At 62.1% G+C, this 23,611-nt stretch carries 17 protein-coding genes and 1 pseudogene; 9 read left to right on the forward strand and 9 right to left on the reverse strand.

Annotation, left to right across the window (positions count from 1 at the left end; translation table 11 throughout):
* Positions 1–72: 72 nt before the first annotated feature.
* The gene (locus tag EQG66_RS05095; RefSeq protein WP_129403453.1) at positions 73–954 is read left to right on the forward strand and encodes a DUF707 domain-containing protein; all 882 of its coding nucleotides are present in this window, start codon (positions 73–75) and stop codon (positions 952–954) included.
* Here the strand turns inward: EQG66_RS05095 and EQG66_RS05100 are convergent.
* The 6 genes from EQG66_RS05100 to EQG66_RS05125 are packed head-to-tail and all read right to left on the reverse strand — an operon-like array spanning position 949 to position 8,802.
* Positions 949–1,872: a glycosyltransferase family 2 protein gene (locus EQG66_RS05100; RefSeq protein ID WP_129403454.1), complete on the reverse strand. Its 924-nt coding sequence runs from the start codon at positions 1,870–1,872 to the stop codon at positions 949–951. The genes EQG66_RS05095 and EQG66_RS05100 overlap by 6 nt on opposite strands.
* Positions 1,850–2,626: a sulfotransferase family 2 domain-containing protein gene (locus EQG66_RS05105; protein ID WP_129403455.1), complete on the reverse strand. Its 777-nt coding sequence runs from the start codon at positions 2,624–2,626 to the stop codon at positions 1,850–1,852. The genes EQG66_RS05100 and EQG66_RS05105 overlap by 23 nt, the downstream gene beginning before the upstream one ends.
* Complete coding sequence (locus tag EQG66_RS05110; RefSeq protein ID WP_129403456.1) at positions 2,623–4,068, reverse strand: hypothetical protein; 1,446 nt, start codon at positions 4,066–4,068, stop codon at positions 2,623–2,625. The genes EQG66_RS05105 and EQG66_RS05110 overlap by 4 nt, the downstream gene beginning before the upstream one ends.
* Positions 4,069–4,091: 23 nt before the next feature.
* Positions 4,092–5,315, reverse strand: coding sequence for a glycosyltransferase (locus tag EQG66_RS05115; protein ID WP_129403457.1), 1,224 nt, complete (start codon positions 5,313–5,315; stop codon positions 4,092–4,094).
* A complete protein-coding gene (locus EQG66_RS05120) occupies positions 5,308–7,545 on the reverse strand; it encodes a GumC family protein (RefSeq protein ID WP_129403458.1) in 2,238 nt (745 codons plus the stop codon). The genes EQG66_RS05115 and EQG66_RS05120 overlap by 8 nt, the downstream gene beginning before the upstream one ends.
* Before the next feature lie 33 nt (positions 7,546–7,578).
* Positions 7,579–8,802 carry an outer membrane beta-barrel protein gene (locus EQG66_RS05125; RefSeq protein ID WP_220428638.1) on the reverse strand — a complete coding sequence of 408 codons (1,224 nt, stop codon included), beginning with the start codon at positions 8,800–8,802 and terminating at the stop codon, positions 7,579–7,581.
* A gap of 145 nt (positions 8,803–8,947) precedes the next feature.
* Here EQG66_RS05125 and EQG66_RS05130 point away from each other — a divergent pair, with 145 nt between their 5' ends.
* The 5 genes from EQG66_RS05130 (at position 8,948) to EQG66_RS05150 (ending at position 14,771) form a co-directional block, all read left to right on the forward strand.
* Positions 8,948–10,141 (forward strand): nucleotidyltransferase domain-containing protein, encoded by a 1,194-nt coding sequence (locus EQG66_RS05130; protein ID WP_129403460.1) that lies wholly within the window; start codon positions 8,948–8,950, stop codon positions 10,139–10,141.
* Entirely contained in the window at positions 10,134–10,895 is a 762-nt protein-coding gene (locus EQG66_RS05135) for a prepilin peptidase (RefSeq protein ID WP_129403461.1), read from the forward strand. The genes EQG66_RS05130 and EQG66_RS05135 overlap by 8 nt, the downstream gene beginning before the upstream one ends.
* 65 nt (positions 10,896–10,960) lie before the next feature.
* Positions 10,961–12,706: an alkaline phosphatase family protein gene (locus EQG66_RS05140; protein WP_129403462.1), complete on the forward strand. Its 1,746-nt coding sequence runs from the start codon at positions 10,961–10,963 to the stop codon at positions 12,704–12,706.
* A 161-nt stretch (positions 12,707–12,867) separates the two neighbouring features.
* Positions 12,868–13,689, forward strand: a complete 822-nt coding sequence (locus EQG66_RS05145) for a UDP-2,3-diacylglucosamine diphosphatase (protein WP_245987882.1) — start codon at positions 12,868–12,870, stop codon at positions 13,687–13,689.
* On the forward strand, positions 13,686–14,771 hold the full coding sequence (locus tag EQG66_RS05150) for a glycosyltransferase family 4 protein (protein WP_129403463.1): 1,086 nt from the start codon (positions 13,686–13,688) through the stop codon (positions 14,769–14,771). Before EQG66_RS05145 ends, EQG66_RS05150 begins: the two co-directional genes overlap by 4 nt.
* Here the strand turns inward: EQG66_RS05150 and EQG66_RS05155 are convergent.
* The 3 genes from EQG66_RS05155 to EQG66_RS05165 form a co-directional block, all read right to left on the reverse strand.
* Positions 14,738–15,397 (reverse strand): class I SAM-dependent methyltransferase, encoded by a 660-nt coding sequence (locus tag EQG66_RS05155; protein WP_129403464.1) that lies wholly within the window; start codon positions 15,395–15,397, stop codon positions 14,738–14,740. The two genes, EQG66_RS05150 and EQG66_RS05155, sit on opposite strands and share 34 nt — an antisense overlap.
* A gap of 1 nt (position 15,398) precedes the next feature.
* On the reverse strand, positions 15,399–16,610 hold the full coding sequence (locus EQG66_RS05160) for a BtaA family protein (protein WP_129403465.1): 1,212 nt from the start codon (positions 16,608–16,610) through the stop codon (positions 15,399–15,401).
* A 132-nt stretch (positions 16,611–16,742) separates the two neighbouring features.
* Positions 16,743–20,330, reverse strand: a complete 3,588-nt coding sequence (locus EQG66_RS05165; RefSeq protein WP_129403466.1) for an SdiA-regulated domain-containing protein — start codon at positions 20,328–20,330, stop codon at positions 16,743–16,745.
* 414 nt (positions 20,331–20,744) lie between these two features.
* On the opposite strand from EQG66_RS05165, the gene EQG66_RS05170 reads away from it, so the two are divergent.
* From EQG66_RS05170 to EQG66_RS15530, 3 genes and pseudogenes are all read left to right on the forward strand, one after another.
* Positions 20,745–21,776 (forward strand): calcium-binding protein, encoded by a 1,032-nt coding sequence (locus tag EQG66_RS05170; protein WP_164975596.1) that lies wholly within the window; start codon positions 20,745–20,747, stop codon positions 21,774–21,776.
* A 291-nt stretch (positions 21,777–22,067) separates the two neighbouring features.
* Positions 22,068–23,187: pseudogene (locus EQG66_RS05175) on the forward strand (IS3 family transposase).
* Positions 23,174–23,611: a tyrosine-type recombinase/integrase gene (locus EQG66_RS15530; protein WP_342775116.1), complete on the forward strand. Its 438-nt coding sequence runs from the start codon at positions 23,174–23,176 to the stop codon at positions 23,609–23,611. Before EQG66_RS05175 ends, EQG66_RS15530 begins: the two are co-directional and overlap by 14 nt.

Here is a 23,611-nt window from a genome sequence, read left to right on the forward strand (position 1 = left end):
TGCGCGCACTGTCATCGAATTTTCGCCATAAGCGGGCAGGGGCTTGGTTTTGGCAAGGGGTGACAGGCGGGCATGACGCAACCACGCGCACTGCTGATTTCGCGGATCGGGCCGCGCAGCCTGCATACGCACTGGCTGGCGGAACCGCACGCGCCGCGCGGCTTTGATGTCCTGCTTTCGGCCTATGACCCGGCTGTAACAGTGCCGGCGGGAGAGGGGATATTCTTCGAGCATCGCTCCGGCTCCAAGGTCGCGGGCTATGGCGCGCTGTTGCGAGAGCATAGGGCGCTGCTCGCGCAATATGACTATGTCGCGCTGTTCGATGATGATCTGCTGATCGACAGCGCCGACCTTGCCCGCCTGTTCGCCATCGTGCGCGAGCACAAGCTCAAGATCGCGCAGCCCGCGCTCACGCCGCAGAGCTATTTCACCTATGCCGCGCTGTTGCGCCACCCCGGCTTTGTGCTGCGGCATATGAGCTATATCGAGATGATGTGCCCCATCTTCCGGGTGGATATTCTCGATAGCCTGATCCCTCTGTTCGAGCTGGGGCACGAGAGCGGGATAGACATCATCTGGAGCAATCTGGTGTGGGAGCATCCCCACGATCTGGCGGTGATAGACGCCGTGCCGGTGGTGCATACGCAGCGGGTGGGCGGGCGCAAGGCGGACAACGGCTTTGTCGATGGCAGGCGCTATGAGGATGACATCGCGGCGATTCTCGCCCGCTTCGGCGCACAGTGGCTGCCCTGCCTGCCTTATGGCGGTATCAGGGCGGATGGCCGGGCGGTGGAGGGGCGCAGCGCGATGATGCGCGCGGCGCTGGGGCTGGCCCGCGCCGTTCCGCTGCAACGCCCGATGAAGATGCGCGCGCGCAACCTTGCGGTGTACTGGAAGCATATGCTTACCGCCCGCGCCCGCAATATCGCGCTCGATTGGCCGGACGCGTCATAGCTGCACGATCCGCTCCGGCGTGATCCGCCCGCGCGCGAGATCGGCCAGCCCGATCCAGTTGCCGCGCACCCTTCCCCAACGGTCGACCCAGGGTTCGGGTCTGACGATGCGGCACAGATTTGCCGCCACGTTGCGCAGGATGATCCGCGTGGCGTATTTCTTGCGCATCGTGCCCTTGCGGCTGAGGTAGACCGGGTTCACCACCTGCGAATAGCCCACGCGCACGCCCGACGAGCGCCCCGCCTTCACGCCACGATGTACGCCCGCAAAGGCATGGGTGGAGACGATCCGTCCGTGGCGCGCGATCTGGGCGGAAAAGTCTATGTCCTCCTGCCAGCCATAGAGCGGCAGGCGCTCGTCAAAGCGGATCGGCCCGATCGCCTGCCTGCGGAAGGCCATGTTGCAGCCATAAAGGCCATAGCGGTCCTTGCGGGGGGCAAGCTCCGGCGCGGGGCCGCCATCATAGGCGCTGACGATACATTCCGCGAGGCTGGCGGAGATTCCGGGGCCGTGGATACCGTCGGCCAGCAGCCTGCCCGATGCGCCCGCCACATCTGCGTTGGCGGCAAAGAAGGCGCGCACCCGCTCAGCCATATAGCGGGAGGGGACATAGTCATCATCGCAGAACAGCACGATGTCGCAGTCCTCCGGCACATGCGCGATGCCGAGATTGCGCTGGGCGCACGATCCCTTGGGGCCGATGAGTATGGTTACGCCCTCGCCAATGGCTGAGCGGGGCGGCAGATCCGCCTCGCTGGTGACGGAGAGGATGATCTGCTCCGGCGGCTGGCTCTGTTGGCGCAGGGCATGCACCAGCTCGGCCAGCGTATCGGGCCGTCCAAGGCTCGCCACCACCACCGCGAGGCGGAGCGCGTGGGCGGGAGCGGCGGCGGGTTTAACGGGCGAGGCTGGCGGCATGGATCCTGCTATCCTCTGCATAATAGGTTTTCACAAAGCCTTCGACCCGCCCGCCGGGCCGCAGCATCGCGGGCCGCTTCGCGTCCGTATACAGGCCCGCGTTGGTCATTTTGGACCGCAGCCGGTTGCGTGCGGCATAGGGCACCAGCGCGGCATAGGGTTTGCGCAGTGCGCGGATCAGCGGCTTTACCGCGCCAAAGCGGAATTCGGTGGAGCGGTTCTTCTTTTCCTCGGCCACCTGCACGCCCGTCTCCTGCGCGATGTGCGCGACGATGGCGGGCATATGCTCGATCGGGAAGATGCGCTCGACGATCTGCGTGCCGTCCAGAAACAGATAGTCCGCCTGCCGGTTGAAATGAACCAGCTCCAGCCCCAGCCGATCCGGCGCGGCCTCCAGCGCGCGGATCACCTCCGTCGCTTCTTCCTCGATCAGCGCAGGAGTGATCGCCGATTGCGCCAAGCCCTTGAACTCGCGCAGCCGCTGAAACATGGCGGAGACGAACCGCTCTTCGGGCGAACGCACCACCGCGAACGAGCGATAGGCGCGCAGCTTGTCCCACTCGGTTGGAAAGTGCGCCGCCATGTCGCGCAGCACGATATGCGCATAATGGATGCGCCCCAGCGCCTCATGATCGCCGATGCGCGAGAAGGCGCCGCCCGTGCTGTCAATCGCGCGCAACGGCGCCTTTACCGATACGCCTGCGCATTTCGGGATGTGGATGAACACAAGGCGATGATCGTCTGAGATAATCATGACGCGTGGCGCGCTTTCAATTCGGAGAAGGTCAGCGGTCGTGGCCGTTGGGCTGTCCGGCGGGCAGGGGCTGACCCAAATGTGCGCAGCCCCACAGCGAGGCCGGAGAACACTGCCCACATCACCCCCGGATCGGGCGAGGGCGAAGACACGGCGGCGGGCATCAGCATCAACAGCGCGGTCCAGCTTGCCGCCGCGCCCACCGCGCCCCGTCCCTCCACGGATGCGGCATAGGTCGAGGCGCGCAGCGGCATGAACGCGCGCATCAGATGGCTTACGAAACAGACGATGCCGATCACGCCCATAGAGCCGATGATCGAGGTGATGAGGCTGGACGAGCGAAAGCTGCCCGCGCCTACGCCCATTCCCGCCGTCGCCATAAAGGCATCCAGCCCCTGCATCGCCCAATAGAGGCGCTGCATGCCGGAAAAGCTGTCTGTCTTCTCCACCGTCATGATCGACAGGATGCGGCCAAAGCGCTCCAGCGCCTCCGCGTTCAAAGTGATGGCGGTGAGGACTATCAGCACTCCGGCAAACACAACCGCAGCCAGCGCCAGCCCCTTGCGCAGGCTCACGCTGCCGGGCAACAGCGCCATCCGCAGCAGCAGGATGACGCTATATCCGCCCAGTGTGACATAGGCGGTTGAGGAGGTGGAGATCAGCAGCGCCAGCGCGAGCAGCAGCGCGGCAAAGCCGGTCCATCGGCGCTTGATATCGCGCAGCCACAGCTCGGTCATGAAGATCAGCCACGCGCCGCCATAGGCCGCAAAGCCCGATGCCTCCGGCCAGATGCCGTTCATGCGGTTGAGGCCGCCAATGCTCTGGTCAAGCTGGGCATAATTGCCGTTGCGGAAAAACTCGACGAGCGTGTCCAGCGCGGTTCCGGCGACCAGGATGCTGATGAAACCGAGCACGGCATGGGCGATCGCAATCGCGATGCCGGTGCGCACGATCACTGGCGCCGCGCCCGGCCTTGCCGCGCCGATGGTCGCGCCCAGCCCCGCGATCAGCGTGCCCATGAGATAGACCGCCGTGGTGATGTTTTGAGAACTGAAATGCAGCGGCGACGCTTCATACAGCTGCCGCACCGCGCCGGGGCGCAGCGGCGTCACCGCGATGGCGCCCGCAAACAGGCGCGGCATGATGAACGCGGAAATCACGCCATAGAGCGCGAAGACGATCAGAAAGGCATTGGCGCGCAGGGCAGGGCCAAGCCGCTCCATCTGTTGCGGGCCGGGCAGAACCGCGCGCAGGATCAGGAACAGCAGCGCCAGATTGGCGGGCGGGATGGTCGATCCTCCCAATGCTGGCAAGGCAATCGCCGCCGATCCGCCAAACAGCGTTGCGACCATCACGAACGCCAGCATCGCCGCCATGCCGGAGCGCACCAGCAGCAGGCCGCCGATCAGAACGATGATGATGCCAAAAAGCGTCAGACTCATGAGCCGAGCCTGCTCCTGCCGGTTCAGGCGTAGGACAAAGCGGGTTCGTCGACATGCTGCGCTCCGCCGGAAACCGGAAAAGGCAGTTCGTCGGGCATCACCGGCAGCCTGACAGGCAGGTCTGGCCGCAGCTCGGCAACCTTGCTCAGAAAGCCGTGATCGAACACTTCCGGGGCAAAGCGGCGGGCGTTGCGCACCGCGTCCATCGGGTCGAAATGCCGCGCCCAGCGCTGATAGCCCTGCACCGCCTCGATCAGCGATTCGGGCGTCTGCTCGGTGAAATAGAGGCCCGTTTCATCCGGCACCACGGTATCGAGCAGGCCGCCCTTGCCGAAGCCGATCACCGGGCGGCCAGAGGCATTGGCCTCCACCGGCACGATGCCGAAATCCTCCTCTGCGGTGAAGATCAGCGCCTGCGCCTGCGCATAGGCATTGCGCAGCGAGGTGTAATCCAGATGGCGCGCGAAGCGGATATTGGGCATGGCCCGGCGGCGCAATTCGGGCAGCATCTCGCCATCGCCCACCATCAGCAGCGGCAGGCCGAGCCGGTTGAAGGCATCGAGCGCGATGTCCGGGCGCTTGTAGGCGGTCATCTGCCCCACCCAGAGATATTCGCCGCTGACATTGTTCGTCGGGGCATAGCGGTCCACCGGCACCGGGGGATGCAGTACGCTCGATGCCCGGCCCCAGGCGCGCTTTACGCGGGACTGGATGAAGCGCGAATTGGCGAAGACATGGTCGAGCCGCTGGGCGGACGTCATGTCCCAGGTGCGCATGCCGGGGAAGATGGTGGACATGGTGGCGCGGCCAACCATGCCCGCCGTTTCGCGATATTGCTGATAATGATCCCACAGATAGCGCATCGGCGAGTGGCAATAGCAGATGTGGGTGGCGTCTGGCGGGGCCAGCACGCCCTTGGCCGGGCCGCTCTCGCTGCTGATGACGAGATCATAGCCGGAGAGGTCCAGCTCCTCCAGCGCAAACGGCATCAGGGGGAGGTAGGATTTATACCGCTGGATCGCGCGGGGCATCCGCTGGATGAAGGTGGTGCGCACATTGGCGGCGCGGATCACATCCGAAACCGCTTCAGGATCATAGACATGGGTATAGATGTCTGCCTGCGGGAAGAGCTTCAGCAGCCGCTCCAGAACCCGCTCTCCCCCGCGCATCGTGACGAGCCAGTAGTGAATGATCGCGACGCGCGGCTGTCTATCCTTGCGGCCCGGAAAATCTAGGATTCTAGGCATGATAATAATCCTTGTAGGAATGATAGAAAGCCCCGGCGTCCTCTCTGGTGAACTGGCTTTGTTGTTTCATGTTGATGCGGGACAATATGACTGAGGTGACGGCGCGCGCGGCGGGCGGCAGCAGGTCCAGCGCGGTGGCGAGCGCCTTTTCCGACGTGTGGCGCCAGCGCCCGGCGAGCATGACGGCATCGGCCAGCGCGGCGAGCTCCCGCCCTTCCGCCACCGGCAATATCGGCGCGGTATCGAGCAGGATAAGGCCGAAATGCTCGCGCAACTGAACCAGCAGCGCCTGCATCTTGGCGGGGTCGATCTGGGCCTCATCGTCGCCGAACGGCGTGGTGATCGGCAGGATGTGGAACCCGCCCTTATGCTCCTGAAGCGCGGCGGCGATGGTCACTTCGCCCGCCAGCACTTCCTTCAGGCCCGGCTTGTCGCTGCCCGTTTGGGCAAAACTGGTGCTGAACTGGCGGCGGGTGCTGTCACAGTCTATCACGATCACACGGCTGTCTGCGCCAACGGCGGACTGGGCGAGGCAGGCGGTCAGCGTCGTCTTGCCCTCGGCGGGCAGGGCAGAGCTGATCATCACCACCTGTCCCGTTTCATAGGTCTGGCGCAGCTTGGTGAGGATGCCGCGCACCGCTTGTGCCAGCGGAGAGCGCGGGCTGGTGCGCACGGTTTCGAGAGGATCGGTCACTGCCGGGGTGATAGTCGCGAAATCGGGCATGCCGCCAAGATAGGGCACGCCCAGCCGGCGCTTCACATCCTCGCCAGAGGTCAGGCCACTGAACGCCATCTCCGTCGCGATCGCCGCGACAAAGCCCGCGCCCACGCCCAGAAGCAGGCCGAGCGCTAGGAAGTAGGATTTCTTCGGAAAGCTTGGGACACCGGGGATGCGCGCATCCGACACGAGGCGGGACTCTGCGCGCTCTGCCCCGCTCGCCGCCAACGCTTCCTTATAACGGTTGAGATAGCTCTCATAGAGCGCCTGCGAAGTGTCCGCCTTGCGCTGGAGGTCATCGAGCGCCACCATCGCCCGGTTGTTCTGCTCCAGCGTGCCGCGCGCGCCGCCAAGGCTGCCTGAGAGCGAATCGAGCCGCTGGCGCGAGACATGAGCCCGCGCATCGAGGTTGGAGATGGTGCGGTTGATCTCCGACTGGATCTGGGCGTCCACATCCGCCAGCTCACGCAGGGCATCGAGGAAATCGGGATTTTTCGGACCCATGATGCCCGCATATTGCGCCACGCGCGCGCTCAGCTCGGCGCGCTTGACCCGCAGAGACTGGATCACCGGCGAAGACAGCGCCGCGCCGACATCATCACCTGCAGACCCGCCGCGAAGCTGGCTGCGCGCAGTGCTGAGGCTCGCGCTATCTGCCGCGGCTTCTGCGCGGGCGCTCGCCACCTGCTGGTTATAGGCGCTGATCTCCTGCTCGGTCAGGGTTGCGCCGGTGGTGCTGAGCAGGTTGTTATCGATGCGATAGCGCTGAAGCGCATCGAAATCGGCCTGCGCCTGCACCTTCAGCGCCTCGATGCGCTCGCCGAGCAGTTTGACCGCCTGCTGATTGCGCGTCTGCTTCTGGCGGATCTGCTCCTCGGTATAGACATGGGCGAAAGCGTTGGCGATGGCGGTAGCGCGAATGGGGTTGGTGTCGGTATAGCCGACGCTGAACGCATAGGCGCTCGATACCCGCTCTACAGTGAGGCTGGAAGCCAGACGGCTGATGAGGACGGCGCGCAGGCGGGCGCGGTCTTCGGCGCTCAGCGGCCCGACCGTAACTGGCCTGGCAAGCCCGATCGAACGCGCGATGCTGGCGGTGATGCCGCCGGGCGCGATCAGCGCGCGCATATCCGGGTCGTTCTCCAGATGCAGATAATCGACCACCTTGGCGGCAATATCGCGCGAGGTGAGGATCGCGATTTCCGTCTCTACGTCGGAATTGCTTTCCGGAACCTCGGATTTTTCCCTGGTGCTGCTGGGCGTTACGGGAGTGGTGACGCCATTGAGGATGACGACGGCGGTGGCGGTGTAGCGCGGTGGCAGCCAGACGGCGAGCAGCGCCATGATGTCGAAAATGATGATCGCCGTGTAGAAGAAGACGCGCAGCCGCCGCCGGAACATCAGCCACAGGCCTTGCAGATCCAGCCGGTCCGCCACGATATCGGCGCGCGCGCCATAGTGCGCCGCAGCTCTGGCCGCTTCCTCCGTCTGATATGTCTCGGCGTTCGCCACCTGATCCGAAGCCCCTCGTGTCGCCAGAACGGGTCAACGCCGAAAGGTCAGCGACGCCCCCGTCAAGATCGTGCAGAAGGACCGGACCCGGCTGGGGTCGGTCGAGTCCCTGCACTCGTGGCGAGCATAGGCACCGATTGCGACACTACGGTTAAACAGATATTCACCTTTTACTTCCTGCGCATGAATTGCCGAGCGCGTGCCGATTTCGCGGAAGTTCTGGCGCTTTTCGGAAACTTCAGCCTGAATCACGAAGTTGCGCAGCAGTTCATAGCTTGCCTCGGCGCGATAGTTTTGGCTCACGATCACGCCCACGCCCGGATTTCCGCTATTTTCCAGCGTTCTGCGCGCAGACACCGAAAAGGCGAGCAGGGAGGTGGGATACCAGCTTGCTGTGCCGGAATAGGACGGTCCGTTAAAATCCCTCAGTGCAGAGCGGGTATAGATGCGCTGCAGATAGCCCAGCTCGCCCTCGATGCGGATCATGCCCAGATCGATAGCGCCGCTACCCGCGATCGAAAAGCTGGTGCCTGCCCGGTCCGAAATGTGCGAGTCGGTGCGCTGAACCTGCGCGGTGACGCCCAGCGCCGCGACATCGGTCGGCGCATATATGGCGCTGCCCTGAAGCGCCCACCGGTTCGAGTCGCGAAATGCCTGAGTGATGCGCCGTCCATTGCTGTTGACGAGGTCGTTATAGCGCGTGCGCCCATGGCTGAGCGCTATGCCGAGGCGCACGGGCGAAAGATCCTCCGAGACGGCAATCTGATAGCTTGTATCATGATATTGCGAGGGCTTTCCGGTCGAAAGCGGCGCGCCGTTGGCGCCATTGCGCTCTGAATTGAGGCTGGTCGATGCATTGGCCGCAACTATGGTGGTACTGCCCAGTTCCAGACGCCCGCCCGCCCGCAGCACATATTCATCGCTGCGCTGGCGGGGGTGGCTATAGTATCGGGTCAACCCGCCTTTGGCCGAAAAATCGAGGCCGTGGCGTGCCCAGTCGCTCTCCACCGAGAGTGATGGGGAGACGATGACAAAGCCGTCTCCCTCTTTTTCGGTCGCCGTGCCGAACAGATTGTCGTCATAGCCATTGTCGATGCGCATGCTGGCCTTGGCCAGCCACGGGCCGAGGCGGATGCCCATCGGATCGAACTCTGGCTGTGCGCGGTTGCCGGCAACATCGTCCTTGGCAGGCAGCAGCCCGGCTTGCGCTTGTGCCGCCACCGGCCACAGCCCGAATACGAGCACGGCGCAGGTCATAATCCTCAACATCACACCAGACCTTCGCACCCGCAATGGCGCAGGAGCAAAGAGCAGCGCTGTTAAACAAATATGACGGTGCGCAGAAATATTGCCGCATGCGGGGTGATAGGCAGGCAGGCGCGGGGCGGCTATATAGCCTCGCATGAAAGCGACTGTGCCGCATGGGCGAAATAGGCCGAGTCTCCTTGCCCCGGAGGCATCGATCCCGGCCAGCCTCGCGGCGCTGGCGCGGCCCATAGCGCCATGTCTGGTGGGTGCAGAACCGGCAGCTCCTGTGCCTGAGCACGGAGCAGACTGGGGCGCGCTCGTGCGGCTGGCCGAGCGGCATCGTGTGGTCCCTGCGCTGGCGGCAGCGCTGGCCGGGAGCGCCAATGCCCTGCCGGAGCCGCTGGCCGCGCGCCTTTCCGCTCTTGCCCAACAGGCGGCGTTTGAAGAGCTGGCGCTGGCGGCGACCGTGCGCGAGATCGTGGCGCTGATGGAACAGCGCGGCATCGGCTGCATCGTGCTGAAGGGTGTGCCGCTCTCGCTGATGCTCCACGGGCGGCTGGGGATGCGCACCAGCCGTGACATAGACATTCTGGTTGCGCCGCGCGATGCCACGGCCGCGCTCGATATGCTTGAATCTATGGGGTTTTACCGCCGAGGCGGAGAGGGGGCGCTTCCCGCGCTGATGCGGCGGCGCAAGGATGTGGAGCTGTTGCACGATGGGCGTCGGCAGATAGTCGAGCTGCACTGGCGGCTGTTTGACAATGCCTGCCTGTTGCCGCTGCCCGCAAACATGGCGCCGGGGCGGGTCGCGCTGCCCTCTGGCGCGCAGTGCGCGGTGCTGCCAGAGCGGCTCAATCTGCTCTACCTCGCCAATCACGGCGCGCAGCATGGTTGGTCACGGCTCAAATGGCTGGTTGATCTGGCGGCGTTGCTCGCGCCTATGGGGCAGGATGGTATTGCCGCGCTGTATGACGGGATAGGCTGGGCCGAGGGGCGGCGCAGCATGGCGCAGGCGCTGTTGCTGTGCGGCGCGCTCTTCGGCTGGCCGGTGCCTGATGCCGTGTTGCGCGATGCGGGGCGGGACTGGCGCATACGCGCTTTGGTGCGCATCGCCCTGCGCGTATTGGCGGGTGGCGGAGAGCGCGAGATCGAGGATATTGCCTTTGCCACCACGCGCAAGAATATCAGCCATTATCTTATCTCTTCCGCGCCGCGCTATCTCTGGAACGAGCTGATTTTCGATCTGAATGATGTTTCTGGCCTGCCAAAGGGGTCGCGCTGGCGGAAATGGGGCGCGGCGGGGCGCTTGGCGGGGTGGATCGCCTGCGCGGGCAGGGCGCATGGCTGATCTTGCGGCGCGCGCTGCTGTTGGACTGGTGCTGGGCCTTGTGGCGGGCAGCTTCCTCGCCGCCCTCATCCTGCGCTGGCCTGTTGGACGCTCGATCCTACACGGGCGCTCCGCCTGCGATGGCTGTGGGCGGATCCTGCAGCCTTGGGAACTGGTGCCGGTCATCAGCGCAGCGTTTCAACGTGGAAAATGCCGTGGATGCGGCGCCTCCATCGACCCGCTTCACTGGCAGGTGGAACTGGCGTGCGGGGGCATTGCTGTGGCAGCAGCAATGCTCGTGCCGTTCCCGCACGCACTCGGCTGGATGTTCGCGGGCTGGATGTTGCTCGCCCTCGCGGTGCTGGATGCGCGGCATTACTGGCTGCCCGATGCGCTGACGCTGGCGCTTGCGTTTCTGGGGCTGACGATCGGCCCCTGGCTTACCGGCGTGTCATCAGCCGATAGCATCATCGGCGCTCTAGCCGGCTATGGTGCTCTGATGGTGGTGGCGCTGGTCTATCGCGCTCTGCGCGGGCGCGAGGGGCTGGGGCTGGGCGATGCCAAGCTGCTCGGTGCGCTGGGCGCATGGATGGGGTGGCAGGCGCTGCCTCTGTTGCTGTTCGCTGCATCTGCGCTGGCGCTGCTCTGGACGGCCTGGCAGGCTCTCATCCGCCGCCAAAAGCCTCATGCGGCAACAATGCTGCCGCTCGGCACCTTTCTGTGCATCGCCACGCCGCCTGTGATGATAATGCGGCTGGCGGGCTATATCAGCTGAGCGGACACAGGACCGTCATCAAAGGGTTTTAAGGGGCTGCGTCTGTCAGGAAAGAGGATGAAGCGATGATATACAGATCATGCCTTGCAGCGATATCGGTTGTGTGGGCTGGCCTCGCCCCTGCGGCGGCACAGACGGCGCCTGCACCCAAGCTCATCGTTGCGATTTCCGTGGATCAGTTTTCGGCCGATCTTTTTAGCCAGTATCGCGGGCGTTTCGGCGCGGGTCTGAAAAAGCTGATCGACGGCGGCGCGGTATTCCCCAATGGCTATCAAAGCCACGCCGCGACCGAGACCTGCCCCGGCCATGCGACAATCCTGAGCGGCCGCCGCCCCGGTGCGACCGGCATCATCGCCAATAGCTGGTATGGCGCGGACGGCAAGGAAGTCTATTGCGTCTATGATAAGGGCATGGTGGTGCCGGGCAGGCCAGATAAGCCACGTGGCCCGGCCAATCTTAAAACGACCATGCTGGGTGACTGGCTTAAGGTGCGCGATGCCGGTTCGCGCACCGTTTCCGTGTCCGGCAAGGATCGTGCGGCGATTGTGATGGCGGGTCAAAACCCGACAGCAACCTTCTGGTGGGACGATGATCTCGGTTTCAACACAGCTGTAAAGCCGGGCGGTGATGAAGTCGCTGCGTTGGCGCCCGTAGCCGGGTTTAACGCGGCACTGGATAGTGCGTGGACCAAGGCACTTCCTTCATGGAAGCCGCTCGATCCGCGCTGTACTGCGCTCGATGAAAGCCGCACTTATGCGCCGAGCCTGCGGATAGACCACCATGTGCCGCCCGTGCTGACCCGCGATTCCGCCAAGTCCTGGCGCGAGGATAAGGCGTTTCTCGGCTGGCTGCGCGCGTCTCCGTTGCTCGACAAGATCACGCTTGATCTGGCGGGCGATATGCTGGAGCGCTATAAGCTCGGCCAGCTTGAGACGACCGATGTGCTGGCCGTATCGCTGAGCGCAACGGATCATATCGGCCATCGCTATGGCAATCAGGGACCGGAAATGTGCGACCAGATGGCGCATCTGGATCGTGCCCTGGGGGCGTTTCTGGCGCGGATCGACCGGCTCAAAATTCCCTATGCGGTGGTGCTGACCGCCGATCATGGCGCGGTTGACGCGGCAGAGCGCGTTGCTGACAGGGGTGTGCCGACAGGCCGGGTAATGCTCAATCTGCCTGCCGCACTGAACGCCATGCTGCGCAGCCGCCTTAGCCTTGATTTCGATCCTATCCTCGGCGCGGATAAGGGTGCCTATGAAAATCAATCGCTCTATATCGACCGGCGCAAGGCTGACGCGGGGATGGTGCGCAAGATCGTTGCGGAAACCCTGACTCTCCTTGGCACAGAGGGGAACCCCGCACTGCCCTGGAACGGTATGATCGTGGGTGCCTTTCCGCGCGACGAGATTGTGCGGATTGCTGTGCCCGCAGGAAAGCCCGCCGATGAACTGTCCCTTGCGGAACGCTATGCAGAGAGTGTCGATGCAGAGCGCTCGCCAGATATATTCGTTGCGTTTGCGCCTGCCGTGTCGTTCGGTGGCGCGCGCGCGGGCGGGGCGATCGCTGGCCATGGCAGCCCATGGAATCACGACCGCCGCGTACCAATCCTGTTCTGGCGCAGTGGAGGCAAGCCCTTTGAGCAATCGCTGCCGATCCGCACAATCGACATCGCACCTACACTGGCCGCGATCGTGGGGATGAAGACACGCCATGCGGAGGAGCCTGCCACAGGCGCGGCGGACAACCGCCCGGTTGTGGATGGCCAGTGCAGAGATATTGATCCCGGCCCGGCCAATAGCTGCCGCTGAATCCCGTGCCAGCCCGATGTTGCGCTGCAACAAAAGTGTAAGGGCAGTGCCATCACCATGTCATCGGGTTCATCTATAGACGCCTCAAATTTGGGGAAATGATGAAACGATCGAAGGGGGTGGCAGTGGGTTCAGCGCAAGATTTGTCGACACAACTCGCTATGTCAGGGCTTCCAGGCTGGCTTAACATTCCGGAACCCAAGAGCTATCGCCCCAAGCAGCATTACAGGACCATATGGATATCCGATATCCATCTCGGTACCTCTGGTTGCAACGCGACGATGCTGCTCGATTTCCTGCGCTCTGTGGAGTGCAAGGAGCTGTATCTGGTTGGCGACATTGTTGACGGGTGGCGGCTGCGCAAGGGGTGGTATTGGCCCGATGCGCACAACGAGGTGGTGCGGCGCATCCTCAAAATGGCGCATCGTGGCACCAGAGTGATTTATATCACGGGCAATCATGACGAGATGCTGCGCGATTATGCGGGGATGCACTTTGGCGGCATAGATATCGTCAACGAGGCGATCCATGAGACGGCGGATGGCCGCCGCCTGCTCGTCACGCATGGGGATATGTTTGATGGCGTGGTGCTCTATGCCCGCTGGCTCGCTTTTCTGGGGGACCGGGCCTACGAGCTGCTGCTGAAAGCCAATGTCGCCTTCAACTGGGTGCGCAAGCGGATGGGCATGCCCTATTGGTCGCTGTCCGCCTATATGAAAAAGCGGGTCAAGAACGCGGTTCAATATGTCTGCAACTTTGAGGAAGCGGTGGCGCATCAGGCTGCTGCGCAAAATCTCGATGGTGTGGTATGCGGGCATATCCACAGCGCGGAAATCCGCCAGATTGGCGATGTCGTTTATTATAACGATGGCGACTGGGTCGAGAGCTGTACCGCGCTGGTAGAGGCGGCGGATGGCGCGATGTCGATTGTGGACTGGGCGGCATATCTGCGAAGCGAGAAGCGTCAGGCGGTTGCGGCGTGAAGATCGCCATCGCTACGGACGCATGGCACCCGCAGGTGAACGGGGTCGTCCGCACATTGGATATGACGATCCGCCTGCTGGAAGAACGTGGCCACCAGGCCGGGTGCATTACGCCCGATCAGTTTTTGACCCTGCCCATGCCCGGTTACAGCCAGATCAGGCTGGCGGTCGCGCCCCGCATTGGCGCACGGCGCAGGCTGGCGGCGATGGCGCCCGATGTCGTTCATATTGTCACGGAGGGGCCGATCGGCTGGAGCGCACGGAAATGGTGCATTGATCACGACGTGCCGTTCACAACCGCTTTTCACACGCGCTTCCCTGATTATGCGGCGGTGCGTACGGGTCTGTCGGCGGAGTATTTCTGGCCGGTGATGCGGCGCTTTCACAACCGATCCGCCGCTATATTCGTATCGACCGAGCGCCTTCGCAGCGAGCTGGACAGTCGCGCGATATATGGAGGGCGGATCTGGTCGAGGGGTATCGACACCCGGCTGTTCCGGCCGGATGGACCGCGCCATGCCGCCATGGAGCATCTGCCGAAACCAGTTTTGCTCTCCGTCGGGCGGATCGCGGCAGAGAAGAACCTGGAAGCGTTTCTGCGCCTCGATACGCCGGGCACCAAGGTGATCGTCGGTGACGGGCCGACGCTGGCCACTCTGCGCCAGCGATACCCGGATGCGGTCTTTCTTGGCGCGTTAGAAGGGGATGATCTTGCCAGCGCCTATCGCGCGGCGGATGTATTTGTCTTTCCCAGCCTTACCGATACATTCGGCATGGTGATGATCGAGGCGCTGGCCTGCGGAACTCCGGTCGCGGGCTTTCCGGTGGCGGGGCCGCTCGATATTGTCGGAGACGAGGGCAGGGGCGTGGATAACAGCCTCGGCGTTCCTGTCGGTGTGCTGGATGACGATCTGGCCTCTGCCATCAGGCGCGCGGCGTTGCTGCCGGGTCAGGCGGCAGCGGAATATGGCGCGAGCTACGACTGGAACCGATGCACCGATCAGTTTGTCGCCGGGTTAAGCCATGCCTGTATGCGTGCAAAGGCCGTTCAAGGGCGATGCAGGGTGATGAGCCAGGCATAATCCCTGTAGGGCCGCTCGATTTCGATCCGCCAACCGCTCTGATCCGCTATTTCCCGGCATGTGTCGATTAGCCAGACGCGCGGAGTGACGTGGAATTTCTCCAGCCAGCGGTGCAGCAGGTTGCGAAACCAGTGCGGCAAACCAGCCTGCTGGCCGAAATCGACGATATGGATAGACCCGCCGGGTGCGACCAGATTTATCGCCATCTCCAGCGCGCCGCGCCAGTCCGGTATCATGGAGAGGGTGTATGAAAACCAGATGTGGTCGAATTGCGGGTGTCCGAACAGTTTGGCCGGATCGAAGTGGGTCGCATCCCCTTGCGCCAGTCGCACCTGACCCTGCGCCACATAGGCTGCAAGCTTCGCCTCCGCCGAGCGTAGCATTTCGCGTGAGATATCGAGGCCATGCAGGCTTGCCTTTGGGTAGCGGCGGGCGGCGAGCGCCAGATTGCGTCCGGTGCCACAGCCAATCTCCAGCGCAGTTGCATCGGGCGCAAGGTCTAGGCGCTGGATGAGCCGATCTCGGCCCAGCAGATAATATTTGCGGGTGAGGTCATAGATATGCCGTTGCATGCCATAAATGCCATCCATGCGGGCGGCATGATCAGGCTCGGCGCGGCTCGCCATTTCAGCGCAGCGTGTAGAGGTGCACACCGCCATAAATGGCGGAGCGATCGCGCACTGTATACCCTGCCGACTCCTCTGCCCGATAGTCCCACCGATCGAGAAGCGCATCGGGCAGGCGGCCGGGCAGGAGGCTCGGCTCTGCGGCGGTGCGGAACAACACGCGCGCACCGGGGCGGGCGGTGCGGGTGATCTGCGTCCAAAGAGCGGTAAGCTGGGCGTCGGTCATCCAGTCCTGAGCATCGAGGAGCACGTAGCGATCCATGCTGGCGTCGGCCTGCTCAGCCAGCCAGTCGGTCATGTTGGCATGATGGATCGAGGCGCGATCCACTCTTTGCATGACCGTCTCATAATGGTGTTGCTGCAAATAAGGCGGAAGCGGCGCATCTGCCGCCTTGCCATAGCCACGGCCAAAGGCCTGCCATGCGAAATAATTATCCTTGAGATCGTGCCCGCAGGCGAGGTTTTCCAACCGCTTGCGCAACACGGTGGCCATCGTCTCATTGCCGGCAAGGGCATCATATTGGGCTGGCGGAATACCAAGGCCAAAGAGTGAGGCTGGTTGGCTCGTGAGCCAGCGCATGAAGGGCCGGTCGAACACAGGGGCGAGCTTTTCATCGAACAGCGCGCGCTGATGCGCCATGTCTCGCGCTGTCAGCATGGTCGAAAGGTCTACCCGATACATCCGGGCGATCAAATGTGCCGCCCCGATGAAGCCGCCAAGCAGACCCCTGCGATAGGCGCCCTTGCCAAACATCGCCACACGCGGGCGCAGGCTGAGGTCGCGCCCCTCCCAATAGCGGCGGCTGGTATCATCGAGATGAGGGCGGATATGCTGGCGATAGGCCTCGATGTTGGCCGGGCTGTCCGCATCGCCGAAGAAGCGGCGGAAATGCTCGTAATCGGGCAGGTGGCGCACCGCTGTGAACTTGAGCTTGTTGAGCGCCACATGAGCGGTGTTAAGGTCCACCGCGCTGATCTGTCGCGGGTTGGCGGTGAGGTAGCTCAACACATTGCAACCGCCGCTCGCGATTGTCACGACATGGCAATCGGGCGTGATCGCCAGCGCCTCCATGTCTACCACCGGGTCTTCCCATATCTGCGCATAGACGAGGCCACGAAAGGCAAAAGCGAAGGCCCGTTCGAGCAGCCCTTTTCTGCTGATGCCTTCGTGGGAGATTACTGCTGCGTCGATCGCCCGCGATGCTGAGGTCATGACCTTATCCCTTGCCCGTTTAACGGGCCATTAGACAGGGTTCATGACTGTGAGATGACATTTTGCGGGTTCGGGTGGTCAGACGAGATGCGGCCGGTTTTGGGTAAGGACCGGCCGCATGTCATCGTTTTTTTATACCAGTATGAAGTCGTCCGCAGTTATGGCGGCGTGGTTTTCCAGGAAGCCGATGGTAACAGCGCGAGTGCCACCTATGCCGTCCGCATCCCATAGCAGCCGCCCGGTCGCGGAGTTATAGATGAACTCTGCGTGGGTATCTGTCGCGCGGGTGCCATATACCAGCATGGAGCTGTCCAGCGCGCCTGCGGCAAGGCCGAAGTCTGCGGCGTTGAGCTGGATCTTGTCCACGCCTGATACGAAGTCCTGCACTGAGTCCGCGCCGGATAGGGCTGGCAGGCCTAGCAGGAAGCTGTCCGCACCGTCGCCACCGGTCAGATAATCCTTGCCCTGGCCGCCATCGAGAATGTCGTCGCCGAGGCCGCCGTAGAGATAGTCGATGCCGTTTTCGCCGAATAGGCTGTCCGCGCCGTCCCCTCCGGTCAGATTGTCATTGCCGGTGCCGCCGAAGATGAGATCGTCACCCGCGCCGCCATCCAGAGTATCTGACCCATTCTCGCCACTGAGCAGGTCCGTTCCCCGCCCGCCAGACACTATGTCATTGCCGTTGCCAGCGAGAATGGTGTCGTTGCCATCGTCGCCAGACACAGAGTCGTTGCCATTGCCGGCGTTGATGATGTCGTTGCCGGTTGTGCCGTTCAGCGTGTCCGCATTGCGGGTGCCATTAATGGTCAGGCCCGCTTCCGCGATATCCGATACGCTGATGGTGATTGACTGTACCGTAAAGTCACCCAGCGCGTCGGTTACGGTAACGTCAAGCGCATAGACATTGTTCTGATCCGCATCGGCCGGCGTTTCATAGTCTGGCGCGGAGACGAAACTGAGCGCGCCGGTGTTCTGATCGATTGTGAACAGGCTCTGGTCCGCACCGCCACTGATGCTGTATGTCAGTGCGTCATTCTCGGTATCGGTCGCCGCGATGCTGGCCGCCGCGACCGAATTTTCAGTGGCCGCGAATGATGATGGCGAGGTGAAGACCGGCGCGTCGTTGACAGACGTAACCGTGAAGCTCGCTGTGCCAACGTCGCTCAGGAAGGCGTTCCGGCCATAGCTGGTGCCGTTGTCCAGCACGCTGTAATCGAAACTGGCCGCACCGTTAAAGTCGGCATCCGGCGTGAAGATCACATCCGTGCCGACGATGCTTGCCGTGCCGCCCACAACGTTGCTGACGCCAGTGATGGTGAGAGTCTGCCCCGCTTCATTGGCGGGGCCGGCCACATCATTGGCGAGCAGGCTTGCGAAGCTGATCGCGAAGGCCGGGGCGTCTTCGGCAATGTCAGCCAGCACATCGTCCTGCGCGACCGGCGCGTCGTTCACCACAGCGATCTCGCCGGGCGAGCCAGTTTCGGTAGTGTGGTTGACAGCATTGAACGCCGCGTTGGTGCCTGCCACGCTGAGGGTTGAAAGCGTAGCGCCATTCAGGCCCGCCGCGTTGTCGAACGTTGCGAATGAGGGGCCGGCAGGCGAGGCTCCGAAGGCAACGCTGGCGCGCAGCACGTTGGCGCTGTCATAGAGGTTGACCGCGTCTCCGCCGGTGCCGAGGCCGACGCCGCCGCCTGTGTAAGTGCCGATTTGCAGGTTGGCTGGCGCATTGCCGCCGAACCATGTGCTGAGGAACGCTGCCTTGGTTGCGGCAGGATTGGCGGACTCGATGAAGATCACCGATTCACCCGCGCCGATGGTGGTGATGCCATTAAGCGCGACGGCGGCGGCAGGTGAGCCGGAGCTGTCGTCCATCTTCCAGCCGCTGATGTCGATAGCAAACGCGCTGGTGTTGGTCACTTCAAACCAGTCCGCCGCGATGGGGCTGCTGCCGCTGGACCATAGCGCGACTTCCGAGATGATGAGTCTGCCCACGCTGCCCGGTGAACCGATCTCGGCCGCATCGCCGGGTGCAACGAACGCGCCGTTCTGGCCAACGGCGCTCAGCGTCGTCAGAGTGGCGTTATTGAGGCCCGCCGCATTGTTGAACGTAGCGAAGGGCGCCGAAGCGGGTGATGCGCCGAAGCTGACGCTGGCCTTGTTGGTGCCTGTGCTGTCAAACAGGTTGACGCCATCGCCGCCGGTGCTGAGGCCGAGCCCGCTGCCGGAGTAGGAGCCGATCTGGACGTTGGAGGGCTGCACGCCGCCGAACCATGTGGTGATGAAGTTGGCGATCTGCGTTGCGCCACCCTCGATGAATATTGCCGATTGGCCTGCGGCGATGCTGGTGACGCCGTTCAACGCGGCGGAGCTGGCAAATGAGGCAGAGCCATCGTCAACCCGCCATCCGGTGATGTCGAGCGCGCTGGAGCCGCCGTTCGTTACCTCGAACCAGTCTGCGCCGACCGGGCTGTTGCCGCTGGACCACGGCGCGACTTCAGAGATGTAGACCAGCGGCGCGACATTCTCGACCGCGATGTCGTTCACCGACAGCACATAATTGGTGCTGGCGTCCGGCGTTGCGCCGAGGCTGGCGTCATCCACCTCTACGGTGACGGAATAGCTGGTCTTGCTTTCATAATCGAGCACAACGCCCGCCTTGATATAAAGGCCAGTGCTGTCTACCTCGAAAAACGCTGCATCGGCACCACTTACCCCTAGCGCGTTTGTGCCCAGCCCATCGTCGGTCACGAGGACATCGGCCACCTTGATACGCGCCACGGTGCTGGTGTTCTCATCGATCATCGAGAGCGCGTTGCCAAGCGTGATGGCGGTTGGTGCGGCGTTCGGCGTGATGGATGGCGCATAGACCCAGAGCTGCGGATGATCGAAGTCTCCACCGCCATTCTCGCTGACCACATAAAGATAGCCATCGGCATCCATCGTCAGCCCTTCGTGCTGCTGTGAGGCGATATCGAGCGGGTTGCCGGGGTCTGATACGAGAGTGAGCGTGCTGAGGATATTGCCGGCGCGATCCACTTCCAGAATCTGGGCGGATTCCTGGCTGAGAAGCAGGAGGTTGCCTTCCTCGTCCGTGCCCACGGCGGTCGCGATGTTGGACAGGGCATAGACATCGGCCAGATCGAGGACATTGAGGCCGCTGGAGCCAAACAGGTCGATATTGTTGACCGTGCTGGCCGAACCATTGCTGGCAGTACCATTAACGAAGTCGATCGTGGACTGGAACACCGAGATCGGCGTCTTTTCCTTGGCAAAGATATAGCCGCCGGTCAGCGGGTCAAAGCTCAGCCCCTCTATGCCGACGTTGCCTACGTTCGTGCCAAGAGCGACGGTCGGCGCGTTGGCGCGTGTGAGGGTCGTTCCGGCCTGATAGGTCACGAGCACGGCGGTGCGGTCCCGCTCCTCGGTCATCACGAACTGGCCGTTGCCGATATAGGTGAGACCCTCAGGGTCATAGAATTCTGTGCCTTGCGGGCTGCTGCCCTGCGCCAGCGTCATGGTGTCGATCAACTGGCCAGTCTTGCTGATCTGGGTGATCGAGGTGCCGCCATCGCCAACGACAAACAAGCTGTCGGTGTCCCAGTTATAGGTCACGGCGGAAACTTCCTGCGCCAGCAGATTGTTTGTGGGGGCGCTGGTGCGGGTCGGCTCCGGCAGGTCGTAACGGCCTATCCTGACATAGTTCGATAGATCGATATCCATAATAGAATGCTCCCCAAAAATGCCGGACCAGGCTTGTTTCAACTGCGGAAACGACAGGCCGGATCACGCACCGCGCGAATGACGCGCGCATGCGCTGCCCCGTGGCGCCCGCCGCCCCGTTAAGATTCGTTAACTAGGGGTGATTCGTGAAAGCGGGATGACAGCAGGCGCCCCACTGTTTCTGTCCATATTCCGAAGGCGCGGACAACCATTTCTCATGCACAGCCGCATCACGCATGACAGTTGACCTGAAAATAATATTAAGTATAGTTAACATAATAATGAAAAACTGCATCAAAAAATCCCGATTCTATGAATATTTGTTTGTAACATTAATGAAATAAAAATGTAAAATTTAATCGGGCCGTGTTTTTTCGTAACTTAATTCAACATTTTATATGCGGGGATATGATCATGGCAAACCAATATCTTTACGGAGGTTCCGGTTCTGATACGTTAACCACAGGATCGGGCGATGACACCATTTATGGCTATGGCGGTGATGACATCATCAGCACAGGCGGTGGCAACGATATCATCTACGCCGGTGACGGCGCGGATGTCATTAACGCCGGCAGCGGCGATGATGGTATCGAGGGCGGCAATGGCGATGATGTGATCTCTGGCGGCAGCGGCAACGACTATATCGAAGGCGGCGCGGGTAACGACAGCATCAGCGGCGGGACGGGCGTCGACACTATTTATGGCGGCGCCGGCGCGGACGATATCCACGGTGATTCCGGCTTCGACTATATCGAAGGCGGCGGCGGCGACGACACCATTCATGGTGACGAGGGCAACGACCAGATCCTCGGCGGCATCGGCAGCGACTCCCTTTATGGAGACATCGGCAACGACACCATCGAAGGTGGCGCGGGTGACGATTTCATCGACGGTGGCGAGGAAAACGACACGATCAACGGCGGCGACGGTTTTGATTTCATCATGGGTGGCACTGGCAACGATCTGATCCATGGCAATGGTGACGATGACGAGGTGCACGGCGGGACCGGTGACGATATCATATATGGCGATGCGGGTTTCGACATTATCTATGGCGGGTCAGGCTGGGATGTAATTTTCGGCGGCGCGGATGACGACGAGATTTATGGCGATGCAGGCAACGACACGGTCGATGGCGGCGAAGGCAGCAACGTTATCTTCCTTGGCGGTGACGAGGACACCCTGCTGTTCAACTATGCCCAGAATGCAACAGCCTACAACTCTGCTGATGGTGGCACCGGGATCGATACCGTGCGGCTGGAATTCAAGGCAAGCCAGTGGGCGGACAGCGCCATTCAGGCCGATGTCGCGGCGTTCAAGGCTTTCCTGGCTACGCCCGGCGCAGCGGCCGGAGAGACGTTCACCTTCTCGGTAATCGGGCTGGACGCCACGAACTTCGAAAATGTGCGTGTCTTCGTCGATGGCAATGAAGTAGTGATCTGATTGTTGGCGGGGCATGTCCACTGAGCAGAAAGATATCAGTCGACATGCCCGTCACTCCAATTGAGTGTGCCAGCCTATATGCTGGTGGGGTATTCATATAGTCGAAATATAGCTGACTGTGCGGCTCACCTATGGAGTGCGGGAGGGGCTGAACGAGGCCGGCGTGCCTTTGCGATAATGGGAGAATGGCCCGCATTATCTACATCTGCGGTGACCTGCACCCGGAATTTTGGACCGTTTTGGGCTGGAAAATTCCAGTTATGATCGGAGGGCCAGAATACGGAGTATGTGATGAAGAGATCGAATTTCAGCGAAGCGCAGATTGCCTTCGTGCTCAAGCAGGTGGACGATGGAACGTCGGTGGGCGAGGTGTGCCGCAAGGCAGGGATCAGCGAGGCGACGTTCTATAACTGGCGCAAGAAATACGCCGGCCTGATGCCGTCGGAGATGCGGCGGCTGCGGCAGCTTGAAGATGAGAACACGAAGCTCAAACGGCTGGTGGCAGACCTCAGCCTGGACAAGGCGATGTTGCAGGATGTCGTCTCGCGGAGCCGAAGGCGGCCAAGCGAAGTGCGGCCAACGCTCTAAGGCCTGATCGGCGGCGCCAACTGGTCGATGATGTCCGCAGCACATGGCAGGTCAGCATACGCAGGGCTTGCAGCGTGCTTCGGACGGAACGATCCAGCTACCATTATCGTGGCAAGGGCACCGATCAGGCCGACCTCAAGCAACGGATCAAGGAGATCGCGGAGACACGGGTTCGGTAGGGCTATCGCCGTATCCATGTTCTACTTCGACGCGAAGGCTGGGAGATCAACGGCAAGCGGGTTTACCGGCTTTACAAGGAGATGGGTCTGCAACTGCGCAAGAAAGCGCCCAAGCGGCGAGTGAAGGCGAAGTTGAGGGAAGGCCGCTGTGCGGCCTCCCGAGTCAATGATGTATGGGCCATGGACTTCGTCCATGACCAGTTGGCGACAGGGCCGAAGCTGCGTGTTCTTACGGTCGTGGACACGTTCAGTCGGTTCTCTCCGGCGGTCGTTCCCCGGTTCCGCTTCCGCGCCCCAGATGTGATCGAGGTGCTGGAACGAGTCTGCGCCGAGGTCGGCTATCCCGCGTCGATCAGGGCAGCGAATTTATCTCTCGCGAGCTCGATATGTGGGCATACATGAAAGGAGTGACACTCGACTTCTCGCGGCCTGGCAAGCCGACGGACAATGCGTTCATCGAGTCCTTCAACGGCAAGTTCCGTGCGGAATGCTTGAACCAGCACTGGTTCATGAGCTTGGAAGACGCGATCCGAAAATGCGAGGTTTGGCGTAAAGACTACAATGAAGTACGACCGCATAGCGCGATCGGCAACAAACCACCGATATCGCTCATGTTGGCATCAGCGGTACATGGCCCGCCCTGACGTCAGCACGCTGGAAAGTCACCAGCAGGGCGGTCCAAGATCGGGGTGCAGGTCAACCTATTGCTGGCGTCCGCTCGGATCGGCGAACACGAGCACTTGGCGCAAGGCGCTGGAGAAATGCGGTATCACCAATTTTCGCTGGCACGATTTGCGTCACACATGGGCGAGTTGGCTTCGGCAGAATGATGTGCCCACTTGGGTGCTTCAGGAGCTGGGCGGCTGGAAATCGGAAGCTATGGTGCGCCGCTACGCGCACATGTCGGTGAAGCATTTGCAGCCTTATGCTGACCAGCTGATTTTCACGTCACAAGGGGGTGAATCCGCTAAGACGTTGGAAACACTGGACGGCCATGACACAATATCACCCACATCGACGCCCGAACGGGCCTTGAGAGTGGTCGCCCGCGATGGAATAAGATGTTGA

The organism is Sphingobium fluviale, from assembly GCF_004122115.1.
In the GTDB taxonomy this organism is placed as follows: Bacteria; Pseudomonadota; Alphaproteobacteria; order Sphingomonadales; family Sphingomonadaceae; genus Sphingobium; species Sphingobium fluviale.